This window comes from Gilliamella sp. B2911 (assembly GCF_026536965.1).
Classification (GTDB): Bacteria; Pseudomonadota; Gammaproteobacteria; order Enterobacterales; family Orbaceae; genus Gilliamella; species Gilliamella apicola_E.
Window position 1 is genome coordinate 30,008 of the sequence record NZ_JAFNNA010000016.1, and the last position, 20,689, is coordinate 50,696.

At 35.4% G+C, this 20,689-nt stretch carries 21 protein-coding genes; 18 read left to right on the forward strand and 3 right to left on the reverse strand.

Annotated elements, in window-relative coordinates; genetic code table 11:
- The first annotated feature begins 2 nt into the window (after window positions 1-2).
- From J3U27_RS11015 to J3U27_RS11055, 9 genes are all read left to right on the forward strand, one after another.
- A complete protein-coding gene (locus tag J3U27_RS11015; RefSeq protein ID WP_065563820.1) occupies window positions 3-188 on the forward strand; it encodes a YnbE family lipoprotein in 186 nt (61 codons plus the stop codon).
- A 106-nt stretch (window positions 189-294) separates the two neighbouring features.
- Window positions 295-633, forward strand: a complete 339-nt coding sequence (locus tag J3U27_RS11020) for a YdbL family protein (RefSeq protein WP_267337758.1) — start codon at window positions 295-297, stop codon at window positions 631-633.
- Between the two features lie 158 nt (window positions 634-791).
- Entirely contained in the window at window positions 792-2,465 is a 1,674-nt protein-coding gene (gene asnB / locus J3U27_RS11025) for an asparagine synthase B (protein WP_065563818.1), read from the forward strand.
- A 312-nt stretch (window positions 2,466-2,777) separates the two neighbouring features.
- Window positions 2,778-3,758, forward strand: coding sequence for a D-isomer specific 2-hydroxyacid dehydrogenase family protein (locus tag J3U27_RS11030; protein WP_065733558.1), 981 nt, complete (start codon window positions 2,778-2,780; stop codon window positions 3,756-3,758).
- A 48-nt stretch (window positions 3,759-3,806) separates the two neighbouring features.
- Window positions 3,807-4,625, forward strand: a complete 819-nt coding sequence (locus tag J3U27_RS11035) for a PTS mannose/fructose/sorbose/N-acetylgalactosamine transporter subunit IIC (protein WP_081303305.1) — start codon at window positions 3,807-3,809, stop codon at window positions 4,623-4,625.
- A gap of 38 nt (window positions 4,626-4,663) precedes the next feature.
- A complete protein-coding gene (locus J3U27_RS11040; RefSeq protein ID WP_065563815.1) occupies window positions 4,664-5,524 on the forward strand; it encodes a PTS system mannose/fructose/sorbose family transporter subunit IID in 861 nt (286 codons plus the stop codon).
- Between the two features lie 26 nt (window positions 5,525-5,550).
- Window positions 5,551-6,048 (forward strand): PTS system mannose/fructose/N-acetylgalactosamine-transporter subunit IIB, encoded by a 498-nt coding sequence (locus tag J3U27_RS11045; RefSeq protein ID WP_065563814.1) that lies wholly within the window; start codon window positions 5,551-5,553, stop codon window positions 6,046-6,048.
- Window positions 6,049-6,064: 16 nt separating this feature from the next.
- Window positions 6,065-6,508: a PTS sugar transporter subunit IIA gene (locus tag J3U27_RS11050; protein WP_065733560.1), complete on the forward strand. Its 444-nt coding sequence runs from the start codon at window positions 6,065-6,067 to the stop codon at window positions 6,506-6,508.
- A 126-nt stretch (window positions 6,509-6,634) separates the two neighbouring features.
- Entirely contained in the window at window positions 6,635-7,576 is a 942-nt protein-coding gene (locus J3U27_RS11055) for a hypothetical protein (RefSeq protein WP_267331098.1), read from the forward strand.
- Window positions 7,577-7,648: 72 nt separating this feature from the next.
- Here the strand turns inward: J3U27_RS11055 and satP are convergent, their stop codons facing one another.
- Window positions 7,649-8,221, reverse strand: a complete 573-nt coding sequence (gene satP, locus J3U27_RS11060) for an acetate uptake transporter (protein ID WP_065733562.1) — start codon at window positions 8,219-8,221, stop codon at window positions 7,649-7,651.
- 227 nt (window positions 8,222-8,448) lie between these two features.
- On the opposite strand from satP, the gene dnaK reads away from it, so the two are divergent.
- Together dnaK and dnaJ are read left to right on the forward strand one after the other, a co-directional pair.
- A complete protein-coding gene (gene dnaK, locus J3U27_RS11065; RefSeq protein WP_267377456.1) occupies window positions 8,449-10,362 on the forward strand; it encodes a molecular chaperone DnaK in 1,914 nt (637 codons plus the stop codon).
- A 126-nt stretch (window positions 10,363-10,488) separates the two neighbouring features.
- Complete coding sequence (dnaJ, locus tag J3U27_RS11070; RefSeq protein WP_065563809.1) at window positions 10,489-11,625, forward strand: molecular chaperone DnaJ; 1,137 nt, start codon at window positions 10,489-10,491, stop codon at window positions 11,623-11,625.
- Window positions 11,626-11,825: 200 nt separating this feature from the next.
- Here dnaJ and grcA read toward each other — a convergent pair whose 3' ends face one another.
- Window positions 11,826-12,209, reverse strand: coding sequence for an autonomous glycyl radical cofactor GrcA (grcA, locus tag J3U27_RS11075; protein WP_065563808.1), 384 nt, complete (start codon window positions 12,207-12,209; stop codon window positions 11,826-11,828).
- A gap of 167 nt (window positions 12,210-12,376) precedes the next feature.
- Entirely contained in the window at window positions 12,377-12,943 is a 567-nt protein-coding gene (locus tag J3U27_RS11080) for a DJ-1/PfpI family protein (protein ID WP_267377457.1), read from the reverse strand.
- 243 nt (window positions 12,944-13,186) lie between these two features.
- Between J3U27_RS11080 and J3U27_RS11085 the strand changes: the two genes are divergently transcribed.
- From J3U27_RS11085 to J3U27_RS11115, 7 genes are all read left to right on the forward strand, one after another.
- Window positions 13,187-14,707, forward strand: coding sequence for an MFS transporter (locus J3U27_RS11085; RefSeq protein WP_267331102.1), 1,521 nt, complete (start codon window positions 13,187-13,189; stop codon window positions 14,705-14,707).
- Between the two features lie 38 nt (window positions 14,708-14,745).
- A complete protein-coding gene (locus J3U27_RS11090; RefSeq protein WP_065563806.1) occupies window positions 14,746-15,885 on the forward strand; it encodes a glycoside hydrolase family 88/105 protein in 1,140 nt (379 codons plus the stop codon).
- A gap of 95 nt (window positions 15,886-15,980) precedes the next feature.
- On the forward strand, window positions 15,981-16,670 hold the full coding sequence (ung, locus tag J3U27_RS11095; protein ID WP_065733565.1) for a uracil-DNA glycosylase: 690 nt from the start codon (window positions 15,981-15,983) through the stop codon (window positions 16,668-16,670).
- Complete coding sequence (gene gntR, locus J3U27_RS11100; RefSeq protein WP_065733566.1) at window positions 16,667-17,665, forward strand: gluconate operon transcriptional repressor GntR; 999 nt, start codon at window positions 16,667-16,669, stop codon at window positions 17,663-17,665. The genes ung and gntR overlap by 4 nt, the downstream gene beginning before the upstream one ends.
- 149 nt (window positions 17,666-17,814) lie before the next feature.
- A complete protein-coding gene (gene upp, locus J3U27_RS11105; protein ID WP_065563803.1) occupies window positions 17,815-18,441 on the forward strand; it encodes a uracil phosphoribosyltransferase in 627 nt (208 codons plus the stop codon).
- A gap of 98 nt (window positions 18,442-18,539) precedes the next feature.
- Entirely contained in the window at window positions 18,540-19,778 is a 1,239-nt protein-coding gene (locus J3U27_RS11110; RefSeq protein WP_065733567.1) for a uracil-xanthine permease family protein, read from the forward strand.
- Between the two features lie 535 nt (window positions 19,779-20,313).
- Window positions 20,314-20,689: hypothetical protein (locus J3U27_RS11115; RefSeq protein WP_267377458.1), on the forward strand; the 376-nt coding region annotated here is incomplete at its 3' end.

Sequence of the window (20,689 nt, forward strand, 5' to 3'; positions counted from 1 at the left end):
CTATGATTAAAACTATTATTACAATTATAGTGTGTAGTGCTGTACTAATGGGTTGTACGCCAACGGTTAAAGTGCAAGCACCAAATGAGCCAATTAATATCAATTTGAACGTTAAGATTGATCACGAAATTAATATCAAAGTGGACAAAGCGCTAGATAATATTATTAATAAATCAGGTTTATATTAATATTAATGAGTGCATAAACACGACTTTTATAGCAAAACATTAAAATTTCAACCGTTTTTACATATTTAATTCATCTTAATATGATGTATTTAATAAGGAGTCTGTTATGAATAAAAAAGCGATAGTAGCATTATTATCAATCTTATTAGCTATGCCAGTTTTTGCTTTAAATTTAGATCAAGCGATTAATTCACTACCTCAAGCAAAAGCAAATGGTTTAGTTGGAGAACAAACCGATGGTTATTTAGGCGTTGTAAAAAATGAAGGTAATGCAAGCGAAATTGCCCAATTAATTAATCAGGCTCGTAAACAAGAGTACCAAAAAGTATCAGCTGAAAGTAACGTGCCACTAGTTGAAGTTCAAAACAAAGCAGGAAGTAAAGCTCAAGAAAAAACGCCTGCTGGTCAATACATCAAACAGCAAGGGCAGTGGATAAAAAAATAAAAGCAATCTTTATTATAGGAAAAGTATAACGATATTGTACTTTAATTGTTAATCAATAATGTGTATCCTGTTATTTTTGTGATTTGCTTGCAATAATATTTAAAATAAATTTTATTAGTAAATAGTATCGCTATAGCGATTTTAAATGGAGAAATTCAATGTGTTCGATTTTAGGTATTCTTGATATTAAATCAGATCCGGAACAGCTACGAACAAAAGCATTAGAGCTATCAAGCCTGCAACGTCATCGTGGCCCTGATTGGTCTGGTATTTTTGCTTCTGATAAAGCGATTTTAGCTCATGAACGTCTATCAATTGTAGATGTTAATACTGGATCTCAACCGCTTTATAATAAAGATAAAACATTAGTTTTAGCGGTTAATGGCGAAATTTATAATCATCAAGAACTCCGAAATCAGTACAAAGATCGTTATGAATTCCAAACAGGCTCTGACTGTGAAGTCATCTTAGCTTTATATCAAGAAAAAGGTATACACTGTCTTGATGACTTACAAGGCATGTTTGCGTTTATTCTTTATGATATTAATAAAGGCACCTATTTTATTGGTCGTGATCATATCGGTATCATTCCGATGTATATGGGACATGATGAAAACGGCACGTTTTACGTTGCGTCTGAAATGAAAGCATTGGTTCCGGTTTGTAAAACGATTGAGGCTTTTCCTCCTGGAAGTTACTTATCAAGTACAGAAGGTGAAATTAAAACCTATTACAAACGTGATTGGATGGAATATGATAACGTCAAAGATAATAAGACAGATATCAATGAACTTCGTGTTGCACTAGAAGAGTCTGTAAAAAGTCATCTTATGTCAGATGTTCCTTATGGCGTTTTATTATCTGGTGGACTTGATTCTTCTGTTATTTCAGCAATTACTAAAAAGTTTTCTGCTCGTCGCGTTGAAGATCATGAAAAATCAGAAGCATGGTGGCCACAATTGCACTCGTTCGCGGTTGGTTTAAAAGGTGCCCCAGATCTTAAGGCTGCACAAGCAGTTGCTGATCATCTAGGTACTGTTCACCACGAAATTAACTTCACCATTCAAGAAGGTATTGATGCAATCCGTGATGTTATTTATTTTATCGAAACGTATGATGTAACAACGATTCGTGCCTCAACCCCAATGTATTTAATGGCAAGAAAAATTAAAGCAATGGGCATCAAAATGGTCCTATCAGGTGAAGGTGCTGATGAAGTGTTTGGTGGTTACCTCTATTTCCACAAAGCGCCAAATGCCAAAGAGTTCCATGAAGAAACTGTCCGAAAATTAGCTGCGTTACACATGTACGATTGTGCACGTGCTAATAAAGCAATGGCTGCATGGGGCGTTGAAGCGCGTGTACCTTTCTTGGATAAAAAATTCTTAGATGTGGCAATGCGTATTAATCCGAAAGATAAAATGTGTGGTAGTAACGGTAAAATGGAAAAACACATTGTTCGTGAAGCATTTGAATCTTACTTACCAGCTTCAGTGGTATGGCGTCAAAAAGAACAATTCTCTGACGGTGTAGGCTACAGTTGGATCGATACCTTAAAAGAAATTGCTGAAAGCAAAATTACGGATCAACAGCTAGAAAATGCAAAATTCCGTTTCCCATACAATACGCCAACATCAAAAGAAGCGTATATGTATCGTGAGATTTTTGACGAATTATTCCCTGTTGAAAGTGCAGCACACTGTGTACCAGGTGGTCCTACCGTTGCTTGTTCAACTGCAAAAGCAATTGAATGGGATGAATCATTTAAAAATCTAAATGATCCGTCAGGCCGTGCAGCAGTTGGTGTACATAATGATGCTTATAAAAAATAGCAATCTTAAATTTTATAAAGGGCATGATTGCCCTTTTTTTATGTCTTGAACTCGTTAATGCTACATTCCTAAAGCTATATTCTTAAAGTCCTCCAGCATTATTAGTATATTTTCTGATAGAAAATAAATATCCCCTTATCAAAGCCGATTTTTATAATATTTCTTAAATATGTGATCTAAATTCATTTTTTTTTAAATCATTTTAATTATAATCAATGTTACCTGTCACATTTAAGTTAAAAAGAGGTTTATGAGCGTTAATTTTTTATAAAAAAGCAATAACGTTTATCTTTTATAAATTAGGAGTATGGAGTGGATAATTATAAAATTGCGATAATTAACTCAAGTAGTTTTGGAAAGTATTTTCCAGATCATTTAAAACGATTAGAAAAAATTGGCGAAGTAAAGCATTTTACTTTTGATAATGATATACCAGGGAAGGAATTAGCAAAGGCTTTAGAAGGTTTCAATATTTTTATTGCTAGTGTTAGACCTTTTTTTAACAAAGATTTTTTTGATAATAAAAAAGACCCTTTGTTTTTAATTTCTCGTCATGGAATAGGTTTTAATAATGTTGATGTTGTTGCTGCAAGGGAACATGGAACGATTGTAACAATTGTACCGCCTCTAGTGGAGCGAGATGCTGTAGCCGAAAATGCAGTGACTAATTTACTTGCATTAATTAGGCAAACAGTTCAGTCACAAGCTGCAGTGAAATCAAATGATTGGAAAAAAAGAGCTTCTTTTTTGGGTATCAATGTTACGGGTAAAGTTGTTGGCGTTATTGGTTGTGGGAATATTGGAAGTCGTGTGGCAGAAATTTTTAAACACGGGTTTAATGCGCGCTTACTTGTTGTAGATCCAAACGTAAATAAACAATGGGCTAATCAACATAATATTGAAATTGTTGATTTAGAGTATTTACTAAAACATGCGGATATCATTTCTCTAAATGCTTCATTAAATGAAACTAGTTATCATATCTTAAAAGATCACCAATTTTCTTTAATGAAAAAAGGCGTTTACATTACCAATACTGCTCGAGCTGAATTGATTGATGAAAATGCACTATTACACGCATTAAATGAAGGTATTGTCGCTGGTCATGCAACTGACGTAATGTATGTCGAGCCTTCATATAACGATAATCCTTTAGTTCAACACCCAAAAGTTCTTGTTACTCCACATACATCCGCTTATGCCATTGAGTGTTTGCAAGGTATGGGGGAGAAATGTGTCGAAGATGTAGAGAAATTTGTCAATAAGCAAGAATTACAATCAATTGTTTCTTAAAATTTTTTAAACATTATAAAAAAATCGAGGAGTTTATATATGCAAGAAATGCATGTAACGTTTCTTCAAGCAACCATTATTTCAATATGGGTTGCAATGGTAATGTCTCGGGGGCTGGGTGGAGCAACATTAACACTCAGATTCTCACCGATGATGACGGGGTTAATTGTTGGAATAGTCTTTAATGATATTTCAAACGCGATGATAATAACCGCAGCAATACAGTTAATTTATATGGGGGTATTTTCTCCTGGCGGACAAATGCCATCAGAACCCGCAATTGCAACTGCTGTCGCTGTACCTGTCGCATTACTCGGCGATATGCAACCAGCAGCTGCGGTGGCGGTAGCCGTACCTGTTGGTTTGTTAGGATCGTATTTATACCAATTAAGATTTTTCCTCAATACAATGATTATGAAATTAACTGAACGATATGCTGACGAAGCTAACAGTTCGGGATTAACTTTATCAATTATTATCTTACCAATCATTTGTAGTGTCGCACTCTTTTTACCATTTATGTTTGTCGCACTCTATTTTGGTGCGCCAATAATTGCAGATATCATTAAATCCAATGCTGGTGGACTTGTTTTCCATATTCTTAATGTAATTGGTGGTGGTCTTGCAGCAGTAGGTATTGCTCTGACTATTTATGTTATCGGTAAGAAAAATTACATCATTTTCTTCTTATTAGCTTACTTCATGGCCGTAATTGCAAAACCACTGAATATCACAATGGTTACCTACGCAATTGTCGGTGCTATTGTTGCGTTTATCTTTGTCCTTGCAAAGAATGAAGCGGTTAATTCTGCAGCTGAGCAACCTAGAAGTAATTCAAATAACCAAGTAGATGATGACGATTATTAATCTTTAATTGATTAATAAATTAAAAAGAGGAATTTATAATGACTGAAATCGTACAAGAAAGTATTGATCTCAAACCGGAAGCAATAACTAAAAAAGATATCACTATTGCATGGTTACGTTGGTATTATGCAAATGAAATCCCACACTCATTTGACCGCTATCTAGCCGCTTCTTTAATGTGGGGATTGATGCCAATTCTCAAAAAATTATATAAATCAAAAAGTGAGCTTTCTGCCGCTTATCAAAGACACTTATTGTTCTTTAACACTCAATTAACCTGGGGTGGCGGAACAATTTCAGGAATTATGGCGTCACTAGAAGCTGTAAGAGCAGATGAAGTTTATCAAAAGAAACCGATCAGCATTGATAACGACGTTCTCTATAATACAAAAGCTGGTTTAATGGGGGCTTTAGCCGGAATAGGTGACGCAATCGACTCTGGAACAGTGCAATATATCTTTATTGCAATTGCGCTTCCTTGGGCTCAAGAAGGCCTAGCAATTGGTGCTTTATTTCCTTTCATTGCATTTGTTATCTATCAACTTTTTGTTGGGTACTATTTTGCTCAGTTAGGATTCAAATTGGGTAGAAATGCAGCTACCGAAGTGGTTGGTAATAAAATGCAAATGGTCATTGAAGGCTTGTCCATTCTAGGCCTATTCATGATGGGTATTTTAGCTGCTAACTACATAAAAGTATCATCAAGTTTGAAATTCAATTTATCCGGTAAAGAATTTGTCATCCAAGATACGTTGGATAAAATCCTACCGGGTGTATTGCCTCTTATGGTCGTGATGGGATTATATTTCTATTTTTCTAAGAAAGGGTTAAAAGTAACTCAAGCATTAGTTGGATTAACCATAATACTTGGTGTATTAGCAGCCATTGGAATTTTATAAAATTAAAAAAATATAGAGGTAAAATTATGGGAAAAGTAGTGTTAGCGCGTGTAGATAGCCGCCTTATTCATGGTCAAGTTGCAACTAATGTCTCTAAAGCAGCTGGAGCAAATGCGTTATTTGTAGCCGATGATTACTCAGCAAATGATGAATTTACTAAAAATATTATATTAGGTGCTGGGGCAAGTACAGGACACAAAATAAGAGTATTAAAAGAAGATGGCGCGGTAAGATATTGGAATGATCGCCAGTATGATGATTTTAATGTTATTTTGATAACAAAAAATATAGAAGTTATGTATAAAATCATTAAAGCGGGTGTGCCAATAACTAATCTTAATATTGGGGGTTTACCGCTAGTACCTGGAGCAACTTCAATAATTAAAGAAGTATCGATTAATAAAGAACAACTTGATTTACTAATCGATTTACAAAACAGCTTCCCTAATATGGATATCTATTTTCAAGCGACGCCTTCGTTGAAAAAAGTCACATTAAACGAAGCGATTAAGATGTTTGAATAATATAGGTATCGAAAATATGATAGGTGTTTTATTAGTTAGTCATGGCAAAATGGCTGAAGGGATTAAAGATAGTGTATCAATGATTGTTGGAGAACAAGATAAATTTGAATCACTATCACTCAATCCAGGACAAGATATTGAACAATTAAAAGATAATTTATTTGATTGTTCAAAATCTCTAGACTCAGGGCAAGGTGTCTTAATTTTTGTTGATTTATTGGGTGCCTCGCCTTATAACGCATCAATGCGATGTTTGCCAGAATGGGAAAAATTAGGTATGAATGTCCGCGTCATTACCGGTATGAACTTGCCAATGGTAATTAATGCTGTATGTAATAGAGATTCATTATCACTACTTGATTTGGCAAAAGAGTGTGTTGAAACTGGACATGAGAATATCCAAGAAGCGATTAGCAATATGGCTAATTTCTCCCAATCTCAAAATGAAGATGATTATTGATTAAACTAACATCTTCTATAGATAATATTATTTGATAATCATTATTTTAATATTATCTATTTGTTTCGCTGTTAGTGTGACTAATATCGCACTAACAGTTTTTCTAAATTTGAATAATTATTAAAAATGGATAAATTTAAAGACCTTGTACTAAGATACTGTGTCATTTTTGGCAAAAGATTTACGTCTAAAGAAAAAATCACTTTTTTAAGAGTGATATCTAAAGAACTTACTCAATTGGGCTATATAGTTGATGCTAAATTAGCAAAATTAAAGTTAGCAACAAGACGGTATGAAAATTATTACAACGCTTATATTGGTAATTTAGATCAAGCTGAATTAATCATTTGTACCTATTATGATACTGGTATTAAAAATTTTAATTTTAATAAAAAATATGCATTCACGCCTCACTTTAGTAAATTAGGCTATTTTATAAGTATTTCGCCAATTATTTTCTTATTCATCACCTCATTGGTATTAAATTACTGGGTGTTCATACCCAAAATTCAGTCGCAGGGTTTTTTTAGTATTCCCGGTGTATCGTCTATTGTTTCGACTATTTTATTATTTTTTATTATTTTGAAATACAAAAGTGGCATTCCGAATCAAAAGAATTTTGTTTGTAACTCTTCAAGTATTATTACAATTATCAATTTAATTAATAAATTAGATAAAAAAGAAAAGAAGAAAATTGCTTTTGTTTTATATGATGATGGTAATAATGGACAATATGGCCTAAAGATGCTGGAAAGCTATGCAAAACAATTGAAAAATAAAAAATTCATATTTATTGATAGCATTGGAAATGGTGATGAATTGATTTATTTAAAACCTGAAGAGTCAAATATTCATTTAGAAAATATTGTTTTTAAACAAGGAACAATGGACATCCAATTTCCAAATTACATTATGATGACATCGGGAACAATGGATAACAGTGGTAAAATTATGATAAATAACGCTTTTAGCTCAAAAGATAATAATTTATCTGAAGAAACAATAAATAAACATACCCAGTCTCTTTTAAATGTATGTAAATCATTGATAAATTCAAATAAAAATTAAAAGCTAGATTTTTTATTTTCCTTTTCAAAAAAATCACATCTACCAATTTTGTTAGTAGATGTGATGTTCTTATCAATGCTGAGATTTTGCACCAACTGGTAAAATTGTACGTCCATATTGTTCATTAAGCACTTCAGCCATCGCTAAATAAATAGCACTGGCACCGCAAATAATACCCTCAAAACCGGCAATATGAATGATGTCATGGTTACCACAAATGTTACCAATTGCTAATAAAGCAAATAAAACAGTTAAACTTGCAAAAACAAATTGTAATACTCGATTACCTTTTAAAGTACCGATAAACATAAATGCGGTAAAAATTCCCCATAATGCCAGGAAGATACCCACAAAAGTTGCATCAGTTGGAGCGGTTGCTGGTGATGTCGGTAAATACCAAATACCAACAAGAGCGATCCAAAAGAAACCATATGAAGTAAACGCTGTAGTACCAAAAGTATTACCTTTACGAAATTCTAAAATTCCAGCGATCACCTGTGCCAGTCCACCATAAAAAATACCCATTGACACAATGGCCGTCATGACAGGAAAAAAACCTGCGTTATGAATATTTAATAAAATTGTAGTCATACCAAAACCCATCAAGCCGAGAGGACCAGGGTTTGCTAATTTAGTTTGTTCCATAAAGATCCTATAAATTAATTCTCATAATAAAAAGGCGGCAATAATAAGTGTAGAGAGGTCTATAATCAAGATTTAAGAAAAAATAATTTATTTTGCCCCTTGATATTAAAAATATTGTTCCCATTTATGTGAAAACAATTACATATCTTTGTCAAAATAAGGACTTGAAATTAAATATTTAAGACTTATATACAAAGAATAAAATACAGGTTTGAGGAGAAACGATTATGGGTAAAATTATTGGTATCGACTTAGGTACAACAAATTCATGTGTTGCAGTAATGGATAACGGCCAAGCAAAAGTATTAGAAAATGCCGAGGGTGATCGCACAACCCCATCGATTATTGCTTACACACAAGATGGCGAAATTCTAGTTGGTCAACCAGCTAAACGCCAAGCAGTAACCAATCCACAAAATACATTATTTGCGATTAAACGTTTAATCGGTCGTCGTTATGAAGACGCTGAAGTACAACGTGATGTTGGCATCATGCCATATAAAATTGTTAAAGCAGACAATGGCGATGCATGGGTTGATGTTAAAGGCCAAAAAATTGCTCCACCACAAATTTCTGCTGAAGTATTGAAGAAAATGAAAAAAACAGCAGAAGATTATCTTGGTGAGCCAGTAACTGAAGCAGTAATTACTGTTCCTGCTTATTTTAATGACGCACAACGTCAAGCAACTAAAGATGCTGGTCGTATTGCTGGTTTAGATGTTAAACGTATCATCAACGAACCAACAGCAGCAGCATTAGCGTATGGTTTAGATAAAGATGTCGGTAACCGCACCATTGCAGTTTATGACCTTGGTGGTGGTACATTTGATATCTCAATTATCGAAATTGATGATGTTGATGGTGAAAAAACATTCGAAGTATTAGCAACTAATGGTGATACTCACTTAGGTGGTGAAGACTTTGACTCTCGTTTAATTAACTATTTAGTTGATGAATTTAAACGTGAACAAGGATTCGATCTTAAAAATGATCCACTTGCAATGCAACGTCTAAAAGAAGCAGCTGAAAAAGCGAAAATTGAATTATCATCAGCACAACAAACTGATATTAACTTACCATATATCACTGCTGATGCAACTGGACCAAAACACTTAAATATCAAAGTGACTCGCGCTAAACTTGAATCATTAGTTGAAGATTTAGTTAAACGCTCAATGGAACCAGTTAAAACAGCATTAAAAGATGCAGGTCTTACTGTTTCTGATATTAAAGATGTGATTTTAGTTGGTGGTCAAACACGTATGCCAATGGTACAAAAAGCCGTTGCAGACTTCTTTGGCAAAGAACCACGTAAAGACGTTAACCCTGACGAAGCAGTAGCAGTAGGTGCTGCGGTACAAGGTGGTGTATTAGGTGGTGATGTTAAAGACGTATTATTACTTGACGTAACACCATTATCATTAGGTATTGAAACAATGGGTGGTGTAATGACTACCTTGATTGAGAAAAACACAACTATTCCAACTAAACATAGTCAAGTGTTCTCAACTGCTGAAGATAATCAATCTGCGGTAACCATTCATGTGTTACAAGGTGAACGTAAACGTGCAAGTGATAACAAATCATTAGGTCAATTTAACCTTGATGGAATTCAAGCTGCACCACGCGGTATGCCACAAATTGAAGTAACATTTGATATCGATGCTGATGGTATATTGCATGTATCAGCAAAAGATAAAAATACTGGTCGTGAACAAAACATTACCATTAAAGCTTCTTCAGGATTAAGTGAAGAAGAGATCCAAAAAATGGTAAATGATGCAGAAGCAAATGCAGATGCTGACCGTAAATTTGAAGAATTAGCTCAAATTCGTAACCAAGCTGATCATCTTGTTCACTCAACTCGTAAACAAGTGACTGAAGCTGGCGATCAATTATCAGCTGATGACAAAACCGCTATCGAAAGCGCCGTGAGTGATTTAGAAAATGCTGCACGCGGTGAAGATAAAGCAGAAATCGAAGCTAAAATTAATGCATTAATGGAAGCTTCAAAAAAATTACTTGAGTTAGCTCAACAACAAGCTCAAGCTGATCAATCTGCAAGCCAAGCAAATAGCGCAAACTCTGCTGATGATGTAGTTGATGCGGACTTCAAAGAAGTTGATGATAAGAAAAAATAAGCATTAACTAATATGTTTTTTAATGAGTTATTTCAACGAGTTTTAAACATGTAAAACATTAAACGGGCGCGAGGTAACTCAAGCCCGTTTAGTTGTTTATATAATGATTAAAGTTAAAGGTTAATTATGGCGAAGAAAGATTATTATGAAACATTAGGCGTAAGTAAAAGTGCTACTGAAGCTGAGATAAAAAAAGCCTACAAACGCCTAGCCATGAAATATCATCCGGATAAAAATCAGGATAATAAAGCAGAAGCTGAAGCGAAATTCAAAGAAGTCAAAGAAGCTTATGAAATCTTAACCGATCCACAAAAGAAAGCTGCTTATGATCAGTATGGACATGCTGCTTTTGAACAAGGTCAAGGTGGTGCTGGAGGCGGTGGCTTCGGCGGATTTGGTGGTTTTGGTGGAGGTTCTGCATTTGATGATATCTTCAGTGATTTCTTCGGTGGTGGGCGCGGACGTGGTCAAACCGCGTCACGAGGCGATGATTTACAATACAACATCTCATTAACGCTAGAAGAAGCAGCAAGTGGCGTAAGTAAAGAGATAAAAGTACCAACATGGGTAACTTGTGATGTATGTCATGGACAAGGAACAGAAAAATCATCTGATGTCGTAACGTGTGATACATGTCATGGCGCTGGTGTTGTACAAATGCGACAAGGCTTCTTTGCTGTACAGCAAGAGTGTCCAACCTGTCACGGTCGTGGAAAAATCGTTAAAAATCCATGTAAAAAATGTCATGGTGAAGGACGTATTCAGAAAACGAAAACACTATCTGTTACCATCCCTGCTGGCGTGGATACCGGAAACCGTATTCGACTTTCAGGCGAGGGTGAAGCGGGACTTAATGGCGCCCCAGCTGGAGATTTATACGTTCAGGTACAAGTAAAACCACATGCAATCTTTGAACGTGATGGTACAAACTTACATTGTGAAATTCCAATTAACATTGTTTTAGCATCACTTGGTGGTGAAGTAGAAGTACCAACACTAAATGGTAAAGTCAGCTTAACCATACCAGCTGAAACTCAAACAGGTAAAATGTTCAGATTGCGTGGAAAAGGAATTAAATCATTACGCGGTAGCGCAGTAGGTGATCTATACTGCCACGTAGTGGTTGAAACCCCAGTAAACTTAACTGGCAAACAAAAAGAGCTACTAAAAGAATTGGGTGAAAGTTTCAAAGCGGACAAAAACTCAAAACACAGCCCAAAAGAAAAAAGTTTTTTTGATAAAGTGAAAAAGTTTTTTGGATAAAATCAATTATCACTTAATAGCGAAGCAGGGTTTCCTACTTCGCTATTTTTTTGACACTCAAACAAGACTAAATGTATCTGTAAATATTAAATGTAAATTTGACCCGGCGCAGTAGTTAACTTGGGTGAAATAAAACCTAAATTAAAAGTTAAAAAAAACCCAGCATAAAGCTGGGCGAAACTTATTGTCAAATAAGAAACTTAGATTTTAGTTGTAAAAGTACGAGCAATAACATCGCGTTGTTGTTCAGCTGTTAACGAGTTAAAACGAACAGCATAACCAGAAACACGAATAGTTAATTGTGGATATTTTTCTGGATGTTGAACAGCGTCTTCTAAAGTCTCACGACGAAGAACGTTCACATTTAAGTGTTGACCACCTTCAACTTTAATTGTTGGTGCTACATCTAATGGAATTTCACGATATTCGATTTGACCAAGTTCAGCAGTTGGGACAACTTGATCTTCTTTATAAACTGATTTAGCAGCAACACAACGAGCTTCTTTTGTTGAATCATCTAATAACCAGAATGAGTTAAGTAGTGCTTTATTATCAGCTTTAGTAATTTGGATACCTGTAATCATTTTAAATCCTCCTAATGGATCTGGACGTTATTGTCCTAAACTATTGAGACTAATATAGCACTTTAAAAATTTGATTAAAATCAAAAAAAGCTATTAATCTGATAAGTTTTACCGTTGATTAGCTTTTTAACAATTAATAAGGTATAAACTTCAATTATATTGGGGGGTTAATAATTGATATAAATATGTTCAGCTTGAAAGTGAACTTCATCTTTATCTATTTTTAACGATTCTGCTAGTGTAAAAGCGAATTTAAATGCCATACCCAGCCCTTTACCACTCAAAAGATTTCCGTCACAGACAACATCTTGATCAACAAAGATCCCATCTTGAACATTTTTATATAAATCACCAGAACAGACATATTTCCGACCATTTAATAGCTTATTCTTACTCAACACTTTTGCTGCTGCCGAGCAAATCGGGCAAATCCACTTATTTTCCTTATCGTGGCGTTTAATAAAATCAATCACATTGGGATTATTGCCTAAATTAACTGTGCCATCTGGCCCACCCGGTAAAATCACTGCATCGTATAGCGTTGTTTGTTTATCCTTAAGCAATGCATGAGCTCTCATCTCAATACCATGGTAACTTTTAACCTCAATATCATCTTGGCAGGCTAATAGATGAACGGCTATTTTTACTCGGCAAAGTGCGTTATAGATAATAATGGCTTCAGCTTCTTCAAAACCTTCAGCTAATAAAATGGCTACTTTTGGGATCTTCATCATAAATACTCATAATAATGATTGAAATTTGAATCATTGTTTCATAAATTTTTTTACCAAATAAAAATTATTTTATAAAAATAAGATATATGTGAACAAAATCACATCGACTTTCAAAATTTTGCCATTTTTATAAAAAGTTGGCATATATATTAAAGTTTAAGAAAAGCACCCACCATAGACTAGCTAAAGAATGTGAAAAGGATATTTTATTTTTTGAAATAAGGAAAAATGAGTGGGGCAAATATGAAAAAGAGAGTGATAGGTTTAAAAAATTACTTAGCTTATGGCGCTGGTGATTTTTTAGGTGCGGGAACAACAGCATTGACTGCTGTGTGGTTATTATATTTTTATACAAATTTTTGTGGACTAACGCCTATCGAAGCCACATTTATTTTTGCGGCAGCAAGGGTTCTTGATGCAGTGATTAGCCCATTGATGGGTTATTTAACGGATAACTTTGGCCGAACTCGATTAGGTAAACGTTTTGGTCGTCGTAAATTCTTTATCTTACTTGGTATTCCACTCATATTTAGCTATAGCGTAATGTGGGCACCTGGTATGAATTATCTCTACTACTTAATCACCTACCTCTTCTTTGACATGGTCTACACCATGGTGCTGGTTCCATACGAAACATTAGTTCCTGAAATGACCGATGATTTTAAACAAAAAACCAAATTTTCCGGTGCACGAATTTCAATGGCACAATTATCGGCAATATTAGCCGGGTTCTTACCGGGGATTTTACTCAACTATTTTGGTAAAGATAATGCAATATCATTCTTCTATGCAAGTTTAGTCTTCTCAATCCTATGTTCTTTTGCCCTTTGCATGGTATACCTATTTACATGGGAAAGACCAAATGAACTAAAATCGAAAGAGGCTTTACAAGCAGAACAACTAGCTGCTTCATTATCATTTAAAGAAAGTATCCGCCATTTGGTTATCGAATTATTATCCACCTTCAAAATAAAAATCTTCAGACAGCATTTAGGCATGTATCTTGGTGGATATATTGCTCAGGATGTATTTAACGCCGTCTTTACCTATTATGTAATTTTCGTTCTATTACAAGAGCCAACCGTTGCTTCAATGCTAATTGGAACCATGTCTATCACCCAATTTGTTGCTGTACTTTGTATGATGCCATTATGCATAAAATATGGTCCAGCGCCGGCATACCGAGCTGTTGTAACTATCTTTGGCTTAAGTTGCCTCTCTTATGGCATCATTTGGTATTACAACTTAAGTCACATTCACACTTTACTTGTTACCATCTCAGCAATAGCTGGATTAGGTCGAGGTGGTATCAACTACGTTCCTTGGAATATCTACACTTATATTTCAGATGTTGATGAAATTATTACCGGCAAACGCCGAGAAGGTATTTTTGCTGGCGTAATGACATTTACCCGAAAAGCTTCACAAGCGGGAGCAGTAATGTTGATTGGTGTATGTTTACAATGGTCGGGCTTTGTGAGTGGCCAAAATCAGCAACCTGAACAAGTCTCGCTAACTATCTTATTCTTATTAGTGATTGGAACAATATTCGTTCTCTCATTAGGATTTTTCATTTCGTTGAAATTCAAATTAAATCTAACCACTCACAAAATTTTAATCAATGAAATTAATAACATAAAAGGTATTGGAACGAGTTCTGAAAGACGAATTAGTGATGAAGGCAAACCGGTTGTAGAAATGTTAACTGGTATGCCGGTTTCCCAGCTCTGGGGAAATAACAATATAGGTTATAAAAATAAATAAAAAAAGAATTCAAATTTAATGATTAGTAGAGGTACAAAATGCAGATATTTCCTGTAAAACATAGCAAATTACTTTGTAAACCTGAATATATAATTTCACGTTCTGAATTAAAACAACTGATACATAAAATTATTAATAATCTAATTAATATCAAAGATGAAACCGGTGAATTTCTATTACGCTTAGATGATGGACGTGTAATAGACACTAAAGGTTGGAATGGCTGGGAATGGACTCATGGCATTGGACTTTATGGTATGTATCAATTTTATCAACAAACAGGCGACAAACCGACGCTCGACATTATTGACGACTGGTTTACACAGCGCTTATCAGAAGGAACACCAACCAAAAATGTGAATACGGTTTGTCCATTTCTAACGTTAGCCTATCGATATGAAGAAACCAAAAACCCTGTTTTTCTACCATATTTAGAGCGTTGGGCTGACTGGGTAATGTATGAAATGCCAAGAACGAAATTTGGCGGTTTACAACATATTGTCTACAACAATGAAAATCATCAACAACTTTGGGATGACACGCTCATGATGAGTGTATTACCTATCGCCAAAATCGGTAAATTACTCAATAGACCAGAATATATACAAGAAGCCATTTACCAAATACTGATTCACATCCAATATCTAATGGATCGCCAAACTGGGCTTTGGTTTCATGGATGGACTTTTGACGGCAACCATAACTTTGCCAAAGCCAGATGGGCAAGGGGAAACAGCTGGTTAACCATCGTCATTCCCGAATTTATTGAACTACTTGATCTTGATCAAAACGATCCATTTAGAAAACTACTAATTGAAGTGCTCAATGCGCAAATTCAGGCACTGGCTAAATACCAAAATGAAAATGGGTTATGGCACACAATCATCGATGATCCAGATTCCTACTTAGAAGCATCGGCAACCGCGGGATTTGCCTATGGTATTTTAAAATCGATAAGAAAACGTTATATCTCTGATGAATATACCGTAATGGCAGAAAAAGCAATTAAAGGAATATTAACAAACATAGATGACAACGGAACACTACTCAATGTTTCATTTGGCACTGCAATGGGTAGCGACTTAGCATATTACAAACAAATCCCATTAACATCGATGCCATATGGCCAATCCATGGCAATTTTGTGTTTAACTGAATATTTAAGAGTGTTTATTTAATATCATCCAGCATTGATTAGCATTAGGTTTATTATTATTTTTAGGTATAATTATTATTAATGCAGTACCGTATAAAATTTTAGTAAAGGCAAAATATGAGTAATCAATTAACCTGGAACGATGTTATTGGCTCTGAAAAAGAGAAACCCTATTTTCAACATATAATGCAATTTGTTGCCACACAACGCGCTGAAGGTAAAACCATTTATCCTCCTCAGCGCGATGTGTTTAATGCATTTCGTTTCACTGAATTTAATAACATCAAAGTGGTAATTCTAGGGCAGGACCCTTATCATGGCCCAAACCAAGCTCATGGTTTATCCTTTTCTGTATTACCGGGAATCAAACCACCGCCATCACTACTCAACATCTATAAAGAACTCTCAACGGATATTGACGGATTTACTATTCCAAATCATGGTTACTTAGGTTACTGGGCAACTCAAGGCGTACTACTACTTAACAACGTATTAACGGTTGAAGCTGGTCAGGCCCACTCTCATGCCAAAATAGGTTGGGAAACCTTTACCGATCATGTTATTGCTGCGATCGATAAACATTTGGAAGGCGTGGTATTTTTACTTTGGGGCTCGCCGGCTCAGAAAAAAGGTCAATTTATTGATCGGCAAAAACATCATGTATTAACCGCGGTACATCCATCGCCATTATCTGCACATCGTGGCTTTTTTGGATGTAAACACTTCTCAAAAGCAAATGCGATCATTACACAGCATGGTAAAACACCAATCGATTGGCAACCAAGATTACCGGAAAATAAACAATGAGTAAAAAACGTCGCCCTGGCTTACAAGAAATCGCCAACTTAATCGGCATCAGCAAAATGACAGTCAGTCGCTTTTTGCGAGATCCCAACCTAGTATCAGAATCACTTCGGTTAAAAATCTCATCGGCTATTGATAAATTAGGCTATATTCCAAACAAAGCGCCTGACATGCTATCTAATGCCAAAAGTTATGCTATTGGCGTGGTATTACCCTCATTAACTAACCAAGTCTTTGCTGATATTTTAAAAGGTATCGAAATGGTTACTGATGTAAAAGGGTACCAAACCATGATCACCCACACTGGATACAGTGCGGATAAAGAAGAGCTACGGGTTCGTTCATTACTCTCTTACAACATCGATGGACTCATATTAACAGAAAGAATACACAATCCGGCTACGCTCAAAATGATCGAAATATCTGGCGTCCCAGTAGTTGAAATAATGGACAGTATCTCACCTTGCATAGATATGGCTGTTGGCTTTGATAACTTTACTGCCACCAAAAATATGATTCATCACATGATAGAGAAAGGGCGACGCAACATCGTCTACTTTAGTGCAAGGCAAGATCAGCGAAGCATCATACGTCAGCAAGGTTATGAAAAAGCCATGCAAGAGGCAGGATTAACGCCTAAAACATTAGCAACCAAAGAAGCCTCATCCTATGAACTAGGCGCAAGATTTTTACACCAAATACTAAAAGAGTACCCAAGTGTCGATGGCATATTTAGTACTAATGATGATTTGGCGCTAGGTGTACTACTTGAATGTCAACGTATTGGTATTAAAATACCGAAACAAATAGCCATCGTTGGATTCCATGGTCATAAAATTGGTCAATATATGAATCCCAAGCTAGCCTCAATCCAAACCCCAAGAATCGAAATGGGCAAAATTGCTGCCGAATTACTACTAAAACGTATCAATGGTGAAAAGGTCGAGCAAAAAGTTATCGATTTACCAGTTGAATATCTCGAAGGTGAAAGTTTATAAAAAAATGACAAGCAAGTATTCACATCATCAATAATAATGCCTTTATTGGGATTTCGGGTTTTCATGATTTGATAACTCTGCTATAATTACCTCTCAGTGGTTATTTATACCTACTAATTAGATCATCGAAAAATAACACTGAGGCCCCCATGAAAATTGTTGAAGTAAAACACCCTCTAGTTCGCCATAAAATCGGCTTAATGCGTGAACACGATATTAGCACAAAAGATTTCCGAGACCTTGCTAGTGAAGTTGGTAGCTTATTAACTTATGAAGCGACAGCCAATCTACCGACTGAAAAAGTCACAATTCAAGGTTGGTGTGGACCTGTTGAAGTAGAACAAATCAAAGGTAAAAAAATCACCGTTGTGCCTATTTTACGTGCTGGTTTAGGAATGATGGATGGTGTCTTAGAACATATACCTAGTGCAAGAATTAGTGTTGTTGGTTTTTATCGTAACGAAGAAACGCTTGAACCAGTCCCTTATTTCCAAAAACTAACTTCTGATATTGAAGAACGAATGGCATTAGTCGTTGATCCAATGCTTGCTACCGGTGGTTCAATGGTTGCAACTATTGATCTGCTTAAAAAAGCTGGATGTAAAAATATCAAAGTACTTGTATTAGTTGCTGCGCCAGAAGGAATCAAAGTATTAGAACAAGCTCACCCAGATGTAGAACTTTATACCGCATCAATCGATGAACGGTTGAATGAAAAGGGCTACATTTTACCAGGACTTGGTGACGCCGGAGACAAAATATTCGGCACTAAATAAAATCTCAAATTTTAGACCGGTTTTAACCGGTTTTTTTATGCCTACTATTTGATTATAAATAGATATGATTAACATTAAGTGGAATAAGAGAGGACAATGTGTCTAAAAATATCGATAATGAAGCATCACAACACTCGTGGCAAGACATTTTTACCGGCGCCCAAATGCTATTTGTTGCATTTGGTGCATTAGTACTTGTGCCATTATTAACCGGCTTAAATACCAATGTTGCTTTATTCACAGCCGGATTGGGCACACTATTATTTCAACTCACCACCAAAGGAAAAGTCCCGGTATTTTTAGCATCATCCTTTGCTTTTATTGCACCGATCTCTTTTGGCGTTGCACAGTGGGGAATTCCTGCAACATTGGGTGGACTTGTTGCAGCCGGTTTTGTGTTTATGTTTTTTGCCTTTTTGGTCAAAATTAACGGAAAGCACGTAATTGATCGCATTTTACCGCCAGTGGTTACCGGACCGATCATAATGGTTATCGGTCTATCACTTGCACCGGTAGCCGTCAAAATGGCAATGGGAACCGACAGTGGAATACCCGCCGAAAACTATCAATTAATTTTGATCTCAATGGCGTCACTATTAACCACCTTAATTGTAGCAATTTGGGCCAAAGGCTTTTTTAGATTAGTCCCTATCATTGCAGGTATTGTTGTGGGATACGCATTGTCTTGCATAATGGGCATAGTCAATTTTCAACCCATTATTGATGCGCCATGGTTTAAAGTACCAGATTTCACCTTTCCAGAGTTTCACTGGCAAGCTATCTTATATATGATCCCAATTGTAATTGCACCGACGATCGAGCATGTTGGTGATATTATGGCGATCAGCGCAGTAACTGGAAAAGATTATACCCGAGATCCGGGCTTACAAAGAACATTGCTTGGTGATGGATTAGCAACCTCAAGTGCAGGCTTCTTTGGTGGTCCACCTTGTATCACTTATGCCGAAGTTATTGGCGCGGTCACATTAACCCGTAATTTCAAAACACGAGTAATGACTTGGGCGGCAATTTGGGCGATTTTCATGTCATTTGTTGGAAAGATCGGCGCTTTTTTAAGTACGATCCCAACAGTTGTTATGGGTGGAATTATGGTGCTTTTATTCGGATCGATTGCATCAGTCGGTATTAATATATTGATCAAACATAAAGTCGATCTTTCTATATCACGCAATATGTGTATTGTCTCATTAGTATTAGTTTTTGGGATCGGCGGAATGATCTTTGATTTTGGATCTTATGCACTACAAGGCATTAGCTTATGTGGAATTTTAGCGATTTTATTAAATTTAATCTTACCTAAAAAATCAACTGACTAATAAATAGCTGTTAATCATCAAATTGATTAACGGCTAAAAAAATTACTGATTTTTACAAAAAAAAGTGAGGAGTGGGGTTTTTAGCGTTTAAAACTCCACTTAAAAATCAATAAATTATTCCAATAAAATAAAATTTTCCTGAATTAAAGATTATAGTTTTTAAGGATTTGTAAAGTTGATATTTATCAATTAAAACATAATTTCACAAAAAAATGTTTAGATCTTTTTCTGAAGATCTTTACAAAGATTAACGATCTAAAATGAAAAAATTATTGCGTCATATTTTTTCAGTCACTATACTTCCGGATCATTATTAGTTAGACAGATAAAATTTAACTAAAAAATATAAAAAAGTAAATAAATCATAAATATACTTGACAGGATTGTCGCATATGTTCTATAATTTTCAACAGGCAACAGGCAACAGGCAACTTGGCCAACCTATAATTTAAATTCGCCAAATTCAAACTCTCAGCCTATTTTTTTTCATTCCAGTTTATTAATCGACGAAAATTTAAGATCGCGTAGTCGATCGTTGCGCCGATCGTTATTTCGATCATCATTTGGATCATCATTCCGATCATCTCGTCGATCATCTCTCGGATCTAAATTACGCCGACAGATCTTTTTATCGCTCGGCTTTTTGCTAATACCTTTTTATTCCAGCCATGCATTAACCGTTAAAACCTCGAATATAATTCAGGGTAATGCGCCTTATTTAACTTTCGATGGTGGTAGAACACGAGCGCTTAATATTGAAGTTTTGCTCGGTATTACACTCTCTAACGGAGAACAGTACACGGCTAAAACCAATACTTCATCATCTTCAAACCCCATTGAGTTACCGGTTGCAGGTCAAAGTTTTGCTGATATAGATATGATCTTTCCAACGAATGTCGATTTAATCGCTT

Bases quoted from the DNA above. Each gene is read 5' to 3' on its own strand.
- J3U27_RS11045 (WP_065563814.1), top strand. From the start codon at position 5,551: ATGGGAAAAGTAGTGTTAGCGCGTGTAGATAGCCGCCTTATTCATGGT.
- dnaJ (WP_065563809.1), top strand. From the start codon at position 10,489: ATGGCGAAGAAAGATTATTATGAAACATTAGGCGTAAGTAAAAGTGCT.
- J3U27_RS11055 (WP_267331098.1), top strand. From the start codon at position 6,635: ATGGATAAATTTAAAGACCTTGTACTAAGATACTGTGTCATTTTTGGC.
- J3U27_RS11080 (WP_267377457.1), bottom strand. From the start codon at position 12,943: ATGATGAAGATCCCAAAAGTAGCCATTTTATTAGCTGAAGGTTTTGAA.
- grcA (WP_065563808.1), bottom strand. From the start codon at position 12,209: ATGATTACAGGTATCCAAATTACTAAAGCTGATAATAAAGCACTACTT.
- dnaK (WP_267377456.1), top strand. From the start codon at position 8,449: ATGGGTAAAATTATTGGTATCGACTTAGGTACAACAAATTCATGTGTT.
- J3U27_RS11050 (WP_065733560.1), top strand. From the start codon at position 6,065: ATGATAGGTGTTTTATTAGTTAGTCATGGCAAAATGGCTGAAGGGATT.
- J3U27_RS11015 (WP_065563820.1), top strand. From the start codon at position 3: ATGATTAAAACTATTATTACAATTATAGTGTGTAGTGCTGTACTAATG.
- gntR (WP_065733566.1), top strand. From the start codon at position 16,667: ATGAGTAAAAAACGTCGCCCTGGCTTACAAGAAATCGCCAACTTAATC.
- J3U27_RS11020 (WP_267337758.1), top strand. From the start codon at position 295: ATGAATAAAAAAGCGATAGTAGCATTATTATCAATCTTATTAGCTATG.
- ung (WP_065733565.1), top strand. From the start codon at position 15,981: ATGAGTAATCAATTAACCTGGAACGATGTTATTGGCTCTGAAAAAGAG.
- upp (WP_065563803.1), top strand. From the start codon at position 17,815: ATGAAAATTGTTGAAGTAAAACACCCTCTAGTTCGCCATAAAATCGGC.
- J3U27_RS11085 (WP_267331102.1), top strand. From the start codon at position 13,187: ATGAAAAAGAGAGTGATAGGTTTAAAAAATTACTTAGCTTATGGCGCT.
- J3U27_RS11090 (WP_065563806.1), top strand. From the start codon at position 14,746: ATGCAGATATTTCCTGTAAAACATAGCAAATTACTTTGTAAACCTGAA.
- satP (WP_065733562.1), bottom strand. From the start codon at position 8,221: ATGGAACAAACTAAATTAGCAAACCCTGGTCCTCTCGGCTTGATGGGT.
- J3U27_RS11035 (WP_081303305.1), top strand. From the start codon at position 3,807: ATGCATGTAACGTTTCTTCAAGCAACCATTATTTCAATATGGGTTGCA.
- asnB (WP_065563818.1), top strand. From the start codon at position 792: ATGTGTTCGATTTTAGGTATTCTTGATATTAAATCAGATCCGGAACAG.
- J3U27_RS11040 (WP_065563815.1), top strand. From the start codon at position 4,664: ATGACTGAAATCGTACAAGAAAGTATTGATCTCAAACCGGAAGCAATA.